This is a genomic window from Novosphingobium aquae (assembly GCF_037572715.1).
Classification (GTDB): domain Bacteria; phylum Pseudomonadota; class Alphaproteobacteria; order Sphingomonadales; family Sphingomonadaceae; genus Novosphingobium; species Novosphingobium aquae.
Map to the genome: position 1 here is coordinate 12782 of NZ_JBBHJY010000014.1, position 13594 is coordinate 26375.

At 65.1% G+C, this 13594-nt stretch carries 12 protein-coding genes; 2 read left to right on the forward strand and 10 right to left on the reverse strand.

Features of this window, described 5'->3' with window-relative positions; all coding sequences use genetic code 11:
• Positions 1 to 4: 4 nt before the first annotated feature.
• The 3 genes from WG900_RS19540 to WG900_RS19550 all read right to left on the reverse strand — a co-directional run bounded on the left by WG900_RS19540 (position 5) and on the right by WG900_RS19550 (position 4217).
• A complete protein-coding gene (locus tag WG900_RS19540) occupies positions 5 to 1360 on the reverse strand; it encodes a M48 family metalloprotease (RefSeq protein WP_339969964.1) in 1356 nt (451 codons plus the stop codon).
• Between the two features lie 135 nt (positions 1361 to 1495).
• Positions 1496 to 2857, reverse strand: a complete 1362-nt coding sequence (locus tag WG900_RS19545; RefSeq protein ID WP_339969966.1) for a PAS domain-containing protein — start codon at positions 2855 to 2857, stop codon at positions 1496 to 1498.
• A gap of 88 nt (positions 2858 to 2945) precedes the next feature.
• The gene (locus WG900_RS19550) at positions 2946 to 4217 is read right to left on the reverse strand and encodes an MFS transporter (RefSeq protein WP_339969967.1); all 1272 of its coding nucleotides are present in this window, start codon (positions 4215 to 4217) and stop codon (positions 2946 to 2948) included.
• A 121-nt stretch (positions 4218 to 4338) separates the two neighbouring features.
• On the opposite strand from WG900_RS19550, the gene WG900_RS19555 reads away from it, so the two are divergent.
• Complete coding sequence (locus WG900_RS19555) at positions 4339 to 4512, forward strand: DUF1289 domain-containing protein (RefSeq protein WP_339969969.1); 174 nt, start codon at positions 4339 to 4341, stop codon at positions 4510 to 4512.
• A gap of 43 nt (positions 4513 to 4555) precedes the next feature.
• Here WG900_RS19555 and WG900_RS19560 read toward each other — a convergent pair whose 3' ends face one another.
• The 6 genes from WG900_RS19560 to pepN form a co-directional block, all read right to left on the reverse strand.
• The gene (locus WG900_RS19560; protein WP_339969971.1) at positions 4556 to 5092 is read right to left on the reverse strand and encodes an adenine phosphoribosyltransferase; all 537 of its coding nucleotides are present in this window, start codon (positions 5090 to 5092) and stop codon (positions 4556 to 4558) included.
• An 81-nt stretch (positions 5093 to 5173) separates the two neighbouring features.
• Entirely contained in the window at positions 5174 to 5995 is an 822-nt protein-coding gene (locus WG900_RS19565; RefSeq protein ID WP_339969973.1) for a cytochrome c1, read from the reverse strand.
• 27 nt (positions 5996 to 6022) lie between these two features.
• A complete protein-coding gene (locus WG900_RS19570) occupies positions 6023 to 7291 on the reverse strand; it encodes a cytochrome b (RefSeq protein WP_339969975.1) in 1269 nt (422 codons plus the stop codon).
• An 11-nt stretch (positions 7292 to 7302) separates the two neighbouring features.
• Positions 7303 to 7887: a ubiquinol-cytochrome c reductase iron-sulfur subunit gene (gene petA / locus WG900_RS19575; RefSeq protein WP_339969977.1), complete on the reverse strand. Its 585-nt coding sequence runs from the start codon at positions 7885 to 7887 to the stop codon at positions 7303 to 7305.
• A 218-nt stretch (positions 7888 to 8105) separates the two neighbouring features.
• Positions 8106 to 8870, reverse strand: a complete 765-nt coding sequence (pgeF, locus tag WG900_RS19580) for a peptidoglycan editing factor PgeF (RefSeq protein ID WP_339969979.1) — start codon at positions 8868 to 8870, stop codon at positions 8106 to 8108.
• Positions 8863 to 11508, reverse strand: a complete 2646-nt coding sequence (gene pepN, locus WG900_RS19585; RefSeq protein ID WP_339969981.1) for an aminopeptidase N — start codon at positions 11506 to 11508, stop codon at positions 8863 to 8865. The genes pgeF and pepN overlap by 8 nt, the downstream gene beginning before the upstream one ends.
• Positions 11509 to 11595: 87 nt before the next feature.
• Between pepN and WG900_RS19590 the strand changes: the two genes are divergently transcribed.
• Positions 11596 to 12384, forward strand: coding sequence for a Rossmann-fold NAD(P)-binding domain-containing protein (locus tag WG900_RS19590; RefSeq protein WP_339969983.1), 789 nt, complete (start codon positions 11596 to 11598; stop codon positions 12382 to 12384).
• Here WG900_RS19590 and WG900_RS19595 read toward each other — a convergent pair.
• Positions 12378 to 13592: an energy transducer TonB gene (locus WG900_RS19595; RefSeq protein ID WP_339969985.1), complete on the reverse strand. Its 1215-nt coding sequence runs from the start codon at positions 13590 to 13592 to the stop codon at positions 12378 to 12380. The two genes, WG900_RS19590 and WG900_RS19595, sit on opposite strands and share 7 nt — an antisense overlap.
• Positions 13593 to 13594 lie beyond the last annotated feature (2 nt).

Consider the following 13594-nt stretch of genomic DNA (forward strand, 5'->3'; position numbering starts at 1 on the left):
CCGCCTAGCGGCGCTTGCCCTTGCGTTCAATCGCGGCGCGCGCTTGCATGGCAATATCCTGCGCACGAAGCCAATCAGCCGATCCCCGCGGCAGGCTCGATTCTGCAGCCTCGGCATTGCGTAGCGCTTCTGGAAAGCGCAACGTCATCACCTGCTGCTCTGCGCTGGCCAGCTGGGCGCGCGGCAGGTCGCCATTGGCGGCATAGACCACGCCGAGCTGGTACCAGGCATAGGGATTCTCCCGGTCGCGGGCGACGGCGGCTTTCAGCACGCGCTGCGCCTCGGCAAGGTTCTTCGGGTCCTCGGTGGCCACCAGGGCATGGCCGAAAGTCGTGGCGATCAGCGGCTGGTTCTGCGTCAGGTCGGTCGCGCGGCGCAGGTCGGCCAGCGCTTCACTGGGCTTGCCCGATTCGAGCAGGATCTGGCCCTTGAGCTCAAGGAAATAGGGGTCGTTCGGGGCCTGTTTCAGCAAGGCATCAGTCTCTGCCATGGCCTTGTCGATGTAGGCTTCCTTGTGCCAGGCATAGGCCCGTGCATAGCGCGCCGGCACGCCATTATCGGTCACGGGATAGTTTTGCAGCGTCTGTTGCGGCTTGGCGAGATAGCCATAGAGCTTGGCCCTGATCCGCTGGAAGCGCGCCTCTAGCTCAGGGTCGGAAGGCTTGGTCCACGCCGGGTCCTTCGAATAGCTGTCGGACAGGGTGGCGATACGATCGCTTTCGAGCGGGTGGGTGCTCAGGAAGTCACCGAGCTCTTTCTGGCTGTAGCCGGCGCGATAGGCCTGATTGGCCAGCTTCTTGAAGAATTCGACCGAGCCCTTCCCGGTGATCCCCGCCTTCGAAAGATATTGCGCGCCCGCCGCGTCAGCCGAGCTTTCCTGCGCGCGGCTGAAGGCGAGGTACTTGCCCATCGCGGCCTGCTGGCCTGCCATGATCACGCCCATCGCCGCCTCGCCGCCGCCGGCTGCCGCCGCTGCCACGCCGAGCAGGAGCGAGAGGATCGATATGCCGTTGGCTTCCTTCGCTGCGCTCTCGCCGCTGATCGCGTGACCGCCGGTGATGTGGCCCAGTTCGTGGGCGATCACGCCTTGCACCTGGTTGGCGCTGTCAGCCGAATTGATCAGCCCCGAATGGATATAGACCGCCTGCCCCGCGACGACGAAAGCGTTGATCGAAGAATCGTTGACCAGCACGACATCGACATTGGCGGGATCGAGCCCGGCGGCGACCACCAAGGGCCGCGCCATGTCGCGCAGTAAGGCCTCGGTCTCGGCGTCGCGCAGGATCGATTGCGCCGCCGCGCTCTGCACGCAGAAGGCTGCTGCGATGAACGCCGTGAAAAGTCTGGAAAGCCTGCGCATGGGCGCGTTTGAAGCCTTGAAGCGATGAACTAGGGCTTAAGCTAGCCCCTAAACGCGAAAGGCGCCATGTCTGATCCAGACACGGCGCCCCACTCGCTCAGCGTGTGCCGGAGCCGAAGCCCGCGGCGAATTTCCTTAAGCGGCCAGCGCTTTTACCGCGCGTTCGAGCAGCGGCACGTCGTCTTCAACTTCGCCGACGAGCAGCACCTGGCCATCGGCCATGCGGCGCACGACGACCAGCGCGAACTCCTCGCCCTCGCCTTCAAGCGCCTTGATCGGCCGGGGCTCGATCTCGCGCAGGCGGCGAGACAGCGCCTCGCGCGGGGTGTCGCGCAGCGATCCGGGCTTGCCGCTTTCCTCGCGGCGGGCACGGCGTTCGGCCTGGACCACACCCTTGAGGCCGCCGGCTGCGTTGGAAAGGTATTCCGCCAGCGCACCCTGCCCGATGCCGCAGCGCTGGGCATGAGCCATGGCCGAGGCATATTCGGTCAGGCGGGTCTTGTCGTAATCGGCGCCGAAGACCAGCTTGACCACCGGCGTATAGGGCGCGCGCTCCTGACGCGTTAGGCCCGCATCTTCGAGCAGCTCGGTGAAGTCGTCCGGATGCTTCTGCGCGGCGAGTGCAAAGTCCCAGGCGCGGCCGATGGCGGCATAGAGCGCGTTGCGGGTGCGGTCTTCCGAACCCTGCGCTGCCTGCGCCAGTTGACGCGCCGAGGCGAGCCAGTCCGCGAGGGCAAGATCGTCCGAATTGTCCGCCTCGCCAAAGGCCGGTGCCGGCCAGGCGAGCGAGTCTGCGCCGACGTCGTCGAATGGCACGTTGAGTTCAAGGATGTCTGCACCGGTATCCGCCGGACCATCGGCCCAGTCGGTCAGGACAGCGGCTTCGCGGCGCGGCGCTTCGTGCAATGCGCGGTCAACCTCGCGCAGCAGCGCCTCGGTCGAATCCTGGTCGGCCAGTTCCTTCCAGTTGATCACGCCATAAATCAGGTCGATCTCGGCGCTGTCGACCGTGCTCGAGAACGGCAGGAGAATGCCGCGATAGAGGATCGTCCGGCCAGCCGAATTGACGAATTCCGCCTCGAACCCGATCGGCGCCTGATTGGCGTGGATCTGCAGGTAATGGTCGGTGATGCGCGACAGCAGCGAGCGGCTGGGCACGTCGGAAAGGGTGCGGATCGAATCGGCGCTGGTCTCGCATTCCTCGGCCAGCGAGGTGCCGAGGAAGCGGATTGCCGGGTCATCGATCCCTTTGGTGAAATCGAGCAGGACGCTGTAGCGGTCGAAATCGGGCAGGCTGCCGGTTGCCAGATCGGCAATGACCGGGAAGGCGCGGTCATGCAGCAGGCTGGCCCAGTGATTATAGGCGCGAACCTGCAGGCGGCGCTCATCCGTGCCGATGGCCGCCGGGGGCGCTTCGTGCCCGACATCGTCCTCAGCCGGATCATAGGAATCGGAACGGTCTGAATGACCACCGAAATCCCCGCGCAAGCTGTCCATTCGTCAATCCCCCTTAGGTCTCAGGGGGGTTTTCGCTCAACATGGTTGATTAAAAGTTAAGTTGCGCGAATTTTGGCGCGACTTGTTTTTAGGTCGTCTCAACGCGGCCTTCGTCACGCTTGGGCAGCGGCGCGATAAAGGGAAAGGCGGCAAGGACCAGCAGCATCCACGCCCCGGCGGCAAGCAGCGCCGCGCCCAGCCCCTGCCAGTCGGCAACCGCACCCCATGCCCAGGCGCCGATGGCCATGCCGCCGAACGTCACCGCCGAATAGGTCGACAGGCAGCGACCGAGAATCGCATCGGGCGAACGGAACTGCATCGCCATGTTGAGCGTGGTCAGGCATGTGGCCCAACCAGCCCCGGCGATGAAGGCGAAGGGCAGCGCATAGGCAACCTGCGTCAGGAACGGCAGGACCAGCAGCGGCACGACATAGCAAAACGTGCCCAACCCGACGACAATCTCTGTCCCGTGCCGTCGCCGCGCATTGGGCAGGGCCAGCGCCGAGAGGATCGAGCCGAGCCCGAAGGCGCAGAGCATGACGCCGAAATCGAACTCGCTGCCGTGGAGCTGTTCGCGCACCACCACCGGGATCAGCGCCTGATATCCGGCGATGCCGAAGCCCACGGCAAATCCCCGCGCCAGCACCTTGCGCAGCGGCGAGGAGGTGAAGCAGAACCGTAGCCCGGCGGCGATCGATGGCAGGATCGCTTGCCGGACCGGCGGCGAAGATCCGGGCCGCCAGCGCCACAGCACCCAGATCATCGCCAGAAAACTCACCGTGTTCAGAGCGAAGGCTGCGCCGACATCGGCGAAGGAAATCAGCAGCCCGCCCAGCGCCGGCCCGATCGAGCGGGCAAGGTTGAAGGCGATGGTGTTGAGCGAGATCGCCGCCGGCAAGTCCTCCGCGCCAACCTGCGTGCGCACCGATGCCTGCCACGCCGGGGAATTGAGTGCCGTGCCCGCGCCGAGCACCAATGTCAGCACCAGCAGCGAGGCGGGGCCGATCATATCCTCATAGGTCATTACGGCGAGCACAGCCGAGGCGAGCAGCATCGATATCTGCGCGGCGAGCATCACCCGTCGCCGGTCGAAATTATCGGCAATCGCCCCGGCAAACAGGCCAAGCGCCATGATCGGCAGGGTGACTGACGATTGCACCATGGCGATCAGGCGGTGCGAGCTGGTCAGGTCGGTCATCAGCCATGCCGCGCCGACCGACTGAACCGACGAGCCGATCGCAGAGAACAGGTTGGCGGTCCAGATCGCGGCAAATGCGGGGTGGCGGAATGGGCCGAGGCTGCCCCCCGGTGCCCTTGCCCGGGCAAGCCACGAGCCGCCTTGCTGATCCGCATCACGCATCCTGTTTCGATGGCGGGCGCGGCGGACGCGGTCAAGCAGGAGCGATGTTACCTTCAATATGTTGTAATACCTAAGGCGGGTTTACTTGCCCCAAGGCGCGCGGCGTGCTTTCACGATGGTCATGCGCCATCACCCGCCCAGCCCCTGCACCTCGATTTGCCGGATCGATCCGGCGTCGAAGTGGTGCGAAGGCTGTCGCCGGACGCTGACCGAGATTGCCGACTGGCCAATGCTCACCGCCACGGAAAAGCGCGCGGTGCTGAGCAGCCTGCCGCAGCGGATTGCCGCGGCCTGAAACCGCAGCCTGATTCCGGACGTACTAAGTCGCCGGGTAAAGTCTAATGGCCGGCAAATTCCATCAGCGCATCGACCGTCACGCCCGCGTCCCGCAGCCGCTGCGCGCCCGCCAGATCGGGCAGGTCAATCACGAACAGCGCATGGTCAACCTGCGCCCCGGCCTGCCGCAATAGCTCCGCCGCGGCGAGGGCCGTGCCGCCGGTCGCGATCAGATCATCGACGATGACCACGCGCTCGCCCGATGAAATCGCGCTGGGATCAATCTCCAACCGGTCGCTGCCATATTCGAGCGCGTAGTCGATGCCGAGCGTGGCCACCGGCAGCTTGCCCGGTTTGCGCACGGGCACGAAACCGATGCCAAGCCGCGCCGCAACGGCCGCGCCGAAAATGAAGCCGCGCGCTTCCATGCCGGCGACCGATTCCGCCCGCGCTGCCGCAGCCCGCTCGGCAAGATGCTCGACGCTCGCAGCGAATCCCGCGCCGTGGCCGATCAGCGTGGTGATGTCGCGAAACAGGATGCCCGGCGCGGGAAAATCCGGAACGGTGCGGACCAGCTGCTTCAGGTCATCAGGGGTCATGGATCATCCTTCCAAAAAGGAAAGGCCCTCCGCACCGGGGTGCGAAGGGCCTGATCCTTTATGCCGTTAGGGGCGCATCGATCAGTGCTTGTCAGCCCAGATCTGGCGCTTGGCCATATAGGCAAGAACCGTGGCGAAGAGCAGGAAGCCGAGCACGATCCAGCCGGTCTGGCGGCGCTTGTCCTGCTTGGGTTCTGCCGTCCAGACGAGGAACGCCGAAACGTCCTGCGACATCTGGTCCTTCGTTGCCTTCGTGCCGTCCGAATAGGTCACCTGGCCATCGCTGGCGATCGGTGCGGGCATCGAAAGGTTCAGGTTGGCGAAGTACGGGTTGAAGTGGAGGCCATTGCCTGGATAATTCTCCTTCGGCAGCGCCTTGCCTTCCTCGTTCTTGTAGGTCGCCGGATCGGCGTAGCCCATCAGGAGCGAGTGCACATAGGCAGCGCCGCCATGACGCGCCTTGGTGATCAACGACAGGTCGGGCGGAACGCCCTGGCCGCCGTAAGCCACCGGCGGGAACTTGTCGGTCGGCAGACCGGGGCGCGACTTAACCTCACCCGTACCGGCGTTATAGACCGGGATCTGATAAGGCTTGGCGATCGCCTTCACTTCGTCGTCGTTGTAGCCCAGCGCCTTGAGGTCGCGGAAGGCCACGTGGCGCAGCGAGTGGCAAGCGGCGCAGACTTCCTGATAGACCTTCAGGCCGCGCTGCAGCTGCTGGTTGTCGAAGTGGCCGAACACGCCGTCGCTCGACAGGTGGAGCGGTTCGGGATGCTTGACGAACTGGGCTTCAACCGTGTGCGGCAGGCCGTCCTTGGCAGTGGTGATGGCGCCCGAAACGAACGAGTAGCCAAGGACCACTGTGAAGAACAGTCCGATGAGGATGGAGAAGATGCGGATCATGGTTCTGTCTCTTTCCTTACCGCTGGCTCAGGCCTTGGCGCCGTCGCTTCCGAGCACCGAATCGGTGATCGAGAAGGGCAGCGGGTCCGGGCGTTCGATCGAGGAAACGATCGGCACGATGATCAGGAAGTGTGCGAAGTAGTACAGCGAAGCCAGCTGGCTGAGCATGACATAGGGCTCTGCCGCCGGGGCGCCGCCGCAATAGAACAGCACCAGCATCGACGGGATCAGGCCGAACCAGAAGAACTTCTTGTACAGCGGGCGATAGTTCGCCGAGCGCACGGGCGACTTGTCGAGCCAGGGCAGGAAGAACCACACCAGGATTGCCGAGAACATCGCCAGGACACCCATCAGCTTCGCCGGGAAGAACAGGAAGTCCATCGTGAAGGCGCGCAGGATCGCGTAGAACGGCCAGAAGTACCATTCGGGAACGATGTGTGCCGGGGTCTGCATCGGGTTCGCCGGGATGTAGTTGTCCGGGTGACCCAGCATGTTCGGAGCGAAGAACAGGATCGCGCAGTAGATCAGCAGGAACACGCCCAGTCCGAAGCCATCCTTTGCCGTGTAGTACGGGTGGAACGGAACGGTATCACTCTCGGTCTTCACTTCGACACCCGTGGGGTTCGTCGAACCCGGGATGTGCAGAGCCCAGATGTGCAGGATAACGACACCGGCGATCACGAAGGGCATCAGGAAGTGGAGCGAGTAGAAGCGGTTCAGCGCGGCGTTATCCGGCGCGAAACCGCCGAGCAGCCAGTGCTGGATCGGCTCGCCGACCAAGGGAATGGCGCCGAACAGGCCGGTGATGACCTGCGCGCCCCAGTAGCTCATCTGGCCCCAGGGAAGCACATAGCCCATGAAGGCAGTGGCCATCATCAGCAAAAAGATGGTGACGCCCAGCAGCCAGATCATCTCGCGCGGCGCCTTGTAGGAGCCGTAGTAGAACCCGCGGAAGATATGGAGATAGACCACGACGAAGAACGCCGAGGCGCCGTTCGCGTGGGCATAACGCATCATCCAGCCCCAATTGACGTCGCGCATGATGTGCTCGGTCGAATCGAAGGCGACGAGCGTATTGCCGCCGTAATGCATCGCCAGAACAACGCCGGTGATGATCTGCAGCACCAGGCAGAAGCCGGCCAGCACGCCGAAGTTGTAGAAATAGTTGAGGTTGCGGGGAACCGGATAGCCGGCGCCGATCGCATTGTAGACGAGGCGCGGCATCGGCAGCCTATCGTCCAGCCACTGCATCATCGGATGACTTGGCTTGTATTCCTTGGCCCAGGGAAAGCTCATGGTTGTCTACCTCAGCCGATCTTCACGACAGTGTCGGTGGTGAATTCATAATCCGGAACCACAAGGTTCTTCGGCGCGGGGCCCTTGCGAATGCGGGCGGCGGTATCATAGTGCGAACCGTGGCAAGGGCAGAAATACCCGCCGAACTCACCCTTCACTTCGCCTTCGGAGGCGCCCTGCGGCACGCAGCCGAGGTGGGTGCAGACACCCATGGTGATGAGCCAGTTTTCCTTGCCCTTCTTGTTCTTCTCGGAATCGACCGTGCGATCCTTGAGCGACTGCGGATCGCGCAGCGAAGACACGTCGACCTTGTTCGCGGCTTCGATTTCGGCCGGGGTAAGGTTGCGAATGAACAGCGGCTGCTTGCGGAAGACCGCCTTGATCGCCTGTCCGGGCTGGATCGCGCTGATATCGACTTCGGTCGAGCTTTCAGCCAGCACGTCGGCCGAAGCAGACATCTGGCTGATCAGGGGGAGCAAAGTCCCCGCTGCGCCGACGCCAGCTGCGCTGACTGCCGCGATATTGATGAAGTCGCGCCGGCGCACGCCCTCGGCCGTATGGCCTTCAGGGGTGGCGGTGCCCGCTTCCTGTGACATGGTTGACCTTATCCCGTCTTGGCGACCCGTTTCGCGACGAACCGCCGCTGACAGGCCGGAAACCACAATTCGCGCCTTTCGGAGCCCCCTCCCGCCGGTGGGGAGAGTGCGGTTGTTACACCGCCCCGATACCGACTTGCGGCCCCCTCTAGACGCGAAAAATTGGCCTGCCAACCGCCTTTTTCACCGCTGTCCCCGGCAGCGCCCGCAGGCCTGCCCTAGAGGCCGATCAGCGAGAGCTGGCGGCCATAGCTCGCCTCGCCCCGGTGAGTGGCGCGCCGATAGGAATAGAACCGCTCCGCCGCCGCATAAGTATCGAGGCGCAGGCGCTCAACCGCGCCGATTCCTGCCGATTCCAGTCGCCGGGCGACATAGCCTTCAAGGTCGAACTGCCAGTGCCCTGCCTGCCCTGCGGCAAAGCAATCGCCCGAAGCCGCATCGGATTCAAGGAAGTGGTCGCGGAAGGCCTGATCGACCTCATAGGACGCCTGCGCGATGCACGGGCCAATCGCGGCGGCGATTCTGTCACGCCGCGCGCCAAGGCCTTCCATTGCAGCGATGGTGCGATCAGTGACGCCGCCGATCGCGCCCTTCCACCCGGCATGGGCCGCGCCGATAACACCGGCCTCGCGGTCGGCGAAGAGCACCGGGGCGCAATCGGCGGTAACGATGCCGAGCAGCAGGCCGGGGACCTTGGTGACAATGGCGTCGGCGCGCGGGCGTTGATCGAGCGGCCACGCCTGCTGCGCCACGACGCAATCGGGCGAGTGGATCTGGTAAACCGTGACCAGTTCCGCCCCCGGCAGCACGGCACCAACGGCGAGCGCCCGGTTTTGCGCCACCGCGCGGTCATCGTCGCCCGCGCCAAGGCCGGCGTTGAGTCCGGCGACCTCCCCAGTCGATACTCCGCCGCGCCGGCCCAGGAAGCCGTGGGCGATACCCTCAAGCACGCCTGCGCGGTTGACCTCGACGGGTTCAGCCAAGACTCTTGCTCACCTGCTCGAGCGTATCGCGCGACAGCGCAGGCGCGGCGGCGATCCGCTCCAGCTCGGCGCGCATCATGGCCGCGCGGCCCGGCTCGATCCGCCGCCAGCGCCCCAGCGGCGCGACAAAGCGCGCCGCCGTCTGCGCGTTGAGCGGGTCGAGAGCGATGATCAGGTCGGCAATCATCCGGTAACCCTTGCCCGAGGCATCGTGGAAGGCATGACCGTTCGCCGCGAGCGCCATGTAGAGCGCGCGCACCCGGTTGGGGTTGTGCAGGGTGAAGTCGGGATGATCCGCCAGCGCCTCGGCATGGGCCAGCGCATCGGGGTGGAGCGAGCCCGACTGAAGCGAGAACCACTTGTCGATGACCAGCGCATTGCCGGCATAGCGCGCATGGAAGTGCGCCAGCCGTTCATCGCGCAGCGGCGTATCGAGCGCGCAAAGCGTCATCAGCGCGGCTTGCCGGTCGGTCATGTTGTCGGCCGCGTCATATTGCGCGGCGGCGCGGCGGGCGGCTTCCTCCGGAGCGCCGGCAGCAAGATAGACCAGCGCCTGCGTCTTTACCTTGCGCGCGCCCTTGGCCTTGGCATCGTGGCCGAAGGGAACCTGCGAAGCGCGGTCGTGCAGCGCCTTGAACCGCGACTGGAGCGTGCTGCCGAGCCAGCCCTTGAGCGCCTCGCGGGTTTGCCAGATCGCCACCGGATCGGCCGACGCCATCTGCTCGGCGAGATAGGCCTCACCCGGCAGGACGAGCAATTCGCCGCGCATCAGATCATCGAGCGAGGCATCGTCGAGCACCGCGGCAATCGCCTGTCCGATGGCCTCGCGGCCCTGATCGGCCCCGGTCTTGCCTTCGAGCACCCCGACGAGGTGTTGAACGACAAGGCTCTGCAGGGCCTCATACCGCGCGAAGGGATCGTCATCGTGCGCGGCGAGGAACACGAGGTCCACCGCGTCCTGCCCGGCGTCCATTGCCACGGGTGCGGAGTAGCCGCGGTTGATTGAAAGCACCGGTCGGCTGGCGTGGCCGGGGAATTCGAAGCTGGCCTCGGCCTTGTCGAGCACGACCAGCTTTTCACCGTCATGCTTGCCGGTCTGCGGATCGAACAGTGCAATACGCAAGGGAATGGGCATCGGCTGCTTGTTCGGCTGGGCCGGCGTCTCCGGCACCTGCTGCGAGAGGTGCAAAGTGGCTGTATCGCCGGCGTGTTCCAGCCGCGCGGTGACTTTCGGTGTGCCGGCCTGCGAATACCACAAGCGGAACTGGGTCAGGTCGAGCCCGCTGCCGTCCTCGATCGCCTTGACGAAGTCCTCGCAGGTCGCCGCCTCTCCGTCGTGCCGGTCGAAATATAGGTCGGTGCCGGCGCGGAACTTCTCTGGACCCGCCATCGTGCGCATCATGCGGATCACCTCGGCGCCCTTGTTATAGACGGTCGCGGTGTAGAAGTTGGAGATCTCCTGATAGGAATCCGGGCGGATCGGGTGGGCGAGGGGCCCTGAATCCTCGGGGAACTGCGCGGCGCGCAGCACGCGCACGTCCTCGATCCGCTTGACCGGCTCGCTGCCCATCGCCGCGCTGAACATCTGGTCGCGCAGGACGGTGAAGCCTTCCTTCAGGCTGAGCTGGAACCAGTCGCGGCAGGTGACGCGGTTGCCCGACCAGTTGTGGAAGTATTCGTGGCCGATCACGCCTTCGATGCCGTCATAATCGGCGTCGGTCGCGGTGTCCGGATCGGCAAGGACGTAGCGGGTGTTGAAGACGTTGAGGCCCTTGTTCTCCATCGCGCCCATGTTGAAGTCCGACACGGCAACGACATTATAGAGGTCAAGATCATATTCGCGGCCGAAGGCCCGCTCATCCCACTTCATCGAGTGGATCAGGCTGCGCAGCGCGTGGTGCGTGCGGTCCTCGTCACCCGGGCGGACCCAGATGTTGCAGGTGACCTTGCGCCCGCCGCTGGTGGTGAACGTGTCGCTGGTGGCGACGAGATCGCCGGCGACCAGTGCGAAGAGGTAGCTCGGCTTGGGCCAGGGATCATGCCATTCGGCCCAGTGGCTGCCGTCTTCGCCTTCGCCGCTGGCCACGCAATTGCCGTTCGACAGCAGGATCGGGAATGCCGCCTTGTCGCCGCTCATCCGCACGCGGTAGATCGACAGCACGTCGGGCCGGTCGGGGAAGAAGGTGATCCGGCGAAAGCCTTCGGCCTCGCACTGGGTACAGAGCATGCCGCTGGAAGCATAGAGCCCCATGAGCTGGCTGTTGGCGGCAGGATCGATGCGGGTAACGATGCCCACTTCGTGGCGCTCGCCACCAAGGTCGATCAGCAGGTCCGCGCCGTCCATGCGCCACGACTTGCTCTCCGCGCCGTCGACCGTCACCGATTCGGCGTTGAGACCATCACCGGCCAGCCGCAGCGTCTGCGATCCGTTGCCCGCCGGATTGCGCGTGACCACCAGCCGCGATTCGACCCGCGTATCTTCAATGCCGAGCGCGAAATCGAGCGCGACTTCGGGAACCAGCCAGGCCGGCGGCTGGTAATCCTCGCGGCGAATCGTCGATGGGGCCTGCGGCGGCATGGCGGCATCGGCGGTCTCGGGGTTGGTGGCGGGTTCGGAAGGTCTGCTGGCTATGTCCATACTGGCATATCTACCGCGCGGGTGGGCAGCGTGTCGAGGGCGCTGCCGCCACTCGACTTGCGCGCGCGGTGAAGGCAAGGGTGCGAGATGCCCCGCATGTTCATCTTCGGCCTCGGCTACACCGCTGCCTGCATCGCCCGCCGCCTTGAACCGCAGGGCTGGGAAGTCGTCTCGAGCGGGCGCGATGGGACTTTGCGCTTTGACGACCGGGACAATGTGCTGATGGCTCTCGCCGATTCTAGCCATGTCCTGTCATCCGTGCCGCCATCGGGCGAAGGGTTCGATCCGGTGCTCGAAGCCTATGGCGAGCGCCTTAGCGGCAAGTGGCTGGGCTATCTTTCCTCGACCGGAGTCTATGGCGATACCGGCGGGGCATGGGTCGATGAAAGCGCGCCAGTCGGCACCGGACGCCGCACCGCGCGGGCGGATTGCGACCGCGAATGGCTGGCGCGCGGCGCACGGGTGTTCCGGCTTCCCGGCATTTACGGCCCCTCCCGCTCGGCGCTCGACCGGGTGCGCGAGGGCAAGGCTCATCGGATAGACTTGCCGGGGCAGGTTTTCAGCCGCGTCCACGTCGATGACATTACCGGAGGCGTAATCGCCGGGCTGGACGCGCCGGGCGGGGCCTATAATCTCGCCGACGACGAGCCTTGCAGCCAGAACACGGTCATCGAACACGCCTGCCGCCTACTCGGACAGCCCGCGCCGCCGCTCCTGTCGATGGACGAAGCCCAGCTCTCCCCCATGGCGCGCGGCTTTTATGCAGAGAACCGCCGGGTGGCGAACGGCAAGGCCAAGCGCGTGCTGGGCTGGAAACTGCGCTATCCGACTTATCGTGAAGGGCTGGCGGCCTGCCTTGCGGCTGAGGCTCAGTAGCCGGGAAGGGACAGCGCGCCCTTGGCCCAATCAACGCGCAGGTCCACCCCGCCCGCCACCGGGCGACCGAAGCCATCCTTTGCGGGCGTATATTGCGCCTGCCGCGCCAGCTTACATGCGGCGGCATCGGGCGCATCATCCTCACCCTGACCCAGGATCATGCACGAGGCCGCCTTGCCCTGCGGATCGAGCAGCACGCGCACCCGCACCGGCCACTTCGGCGGCGTCGCAGGGCGTTGTTCGGGCGGCACGATGATCGGTGAAACCAGGCCCGGCAGCGTCGGCGGGGAAGCGAGCCGGACCTTGGTCTTGTCACCCTGCCAGCTCACTTGAACGGGCAAACCGCGCAGGCCCCAGCGCATCGGCGCGGTCCGCACCGTCAGCAGTGCCGCACAGGTTGCTTCATCAAGCCGCTTGTCGCCCGATGGCACGCGCAGATCGCAGCGCACGGCCTGCCCGGTATTGGCAATGTCGATAACCGCACCCGTCACGGCCTGCTTCGGCAGTTCTTTCTTGTCGGAGAGGAAATTCTTGAACTTCGGCGGCACGATGCTGACCGGTGCATCGAGCGAATAGGAGGGCGGCCATGCATCGCGATTGCTGTAAGGCGCAGGCCCCAGGAAGCGGCTCGGCGGCGGCGGGGCTGGCGGCGCGAGCAGCTCATAGCGCTGGCGCTTGTAATAAACCGCAACCGCCATCGGTGCTTCGATCCGTTTGCCTTCTGCATCAATCGCCGGCCTGAACTTGCGGTTGGCCTTGACCAGCGCGCAGGCCTGATCGCCAAGGGCCGGGTCGGCGGGAAGCTCGGTCCGCTTGCCCGGGGCATATTCATAGGCCTCTACCCGCGCTCCGCGGCAGGAAACGATTGAGCCATCCGGCCCAATGACTAGATCGACCGTCACTTCAGCCTGCCGCTGCGCCTCGCCGCTGCGCAGCCATGCGGGGAAAGGAACATTCGTGAGCGACGATCTGTCGGTATCGATCACGCTGGGGCGGCGAATCATACCGGCAGGCTCACTGCCTTGGGGGACGCGCCAGCTGTTGTAGATCGTCACCGTTTCGCTCAGCGGCGGCTCAATGCATTCGGGCGGTCGGGGACCCCATGACTGGCACACCTTCACCGGCCGCACGGGCGGTGGCACGATGACCGGCGGAGGCGGACTTGCTGGTGCCGAGGCCATGATCAGCGTAAACAGAATCGGCCCCACTT

What these genes read in the sequence shown, in the direction of transcription:
- WG900_RS19570 (WP_339969975.1), bottom strand. Translation starts at nt 7,291, where the DNA reads ATGAGCTTTCCCTGGGCCAAGGAATACAAGCCAAGTCATCCGATGATG.
- petA (WP_339969977.1), bottom strand. Translation starts at nt 7,887, where the DNA reads ATGTCACAGGAAGCGGGCACCGCCACCCCTGAAGGCCATACGGCCGAG.
- WG900_RS19565 (WP_339969973.1), bottom strand. Translation starts at nt 5,995, where the DNA reads ATGATCCGCATCTTCTCCATCCTCATCGGACTGTTCTTCACAGTGGTC.
- WG900_RS19555 (WP_339969969.1), top strand. Translation starts at nt 4,339, where the DNA reads ATGCGCCATCACCCGCCCAGCCCCTGCACCTCGATTTGCCGGATCGAT.
- WG900_RS19550 (WP_339969967.1), bottom strand. Translation starts at nt 4,217, where the DNA reads ATGCGTGATGCGGATCAGCAAGGCGGCTCGTGGCTTGCCCGGGCAAGG.
- WG900_RS19590 (WP_339969983.1), top strand. Translation starts at nt 11,596, where the DNA reads ATGCCCCGCATGTTCATCTTCGGCCTCGGCTACACCGCTGCCTGCATC.
- pepN (WP_339969981.1), bottom strand. Translation starts at nt 11,508, where the DNA reads ATGGACATAGCCAGCAGACCTTCCGAACCCGCCACCAACCCCGAGACC.
- WG900_RS19545 (WP_339969966.1), bottom strand. Translation starts at nt 2,857, where the DNA reads ATGGACAGCTTGCGCGGGGATTTCGGTGGTCATTCAGACCGTTCCGAT.
- WG900_RS19540 (WP_339969964.1), bottom strand. Translation starts at nt 1,360, where the DNA reads ATGCGCAGGCTTTCCAGACTTTTCACGGCGTTCATCGCAGCAGCCTTC.
- WG900_RS19560 (WP_339969971.1), bottom strand. Translation starts at nt 5,092, where the DNA reads ATGACCCCTGATGACCTGAAGCAGCTGGTCCGCACCGTTCCGGATTTT.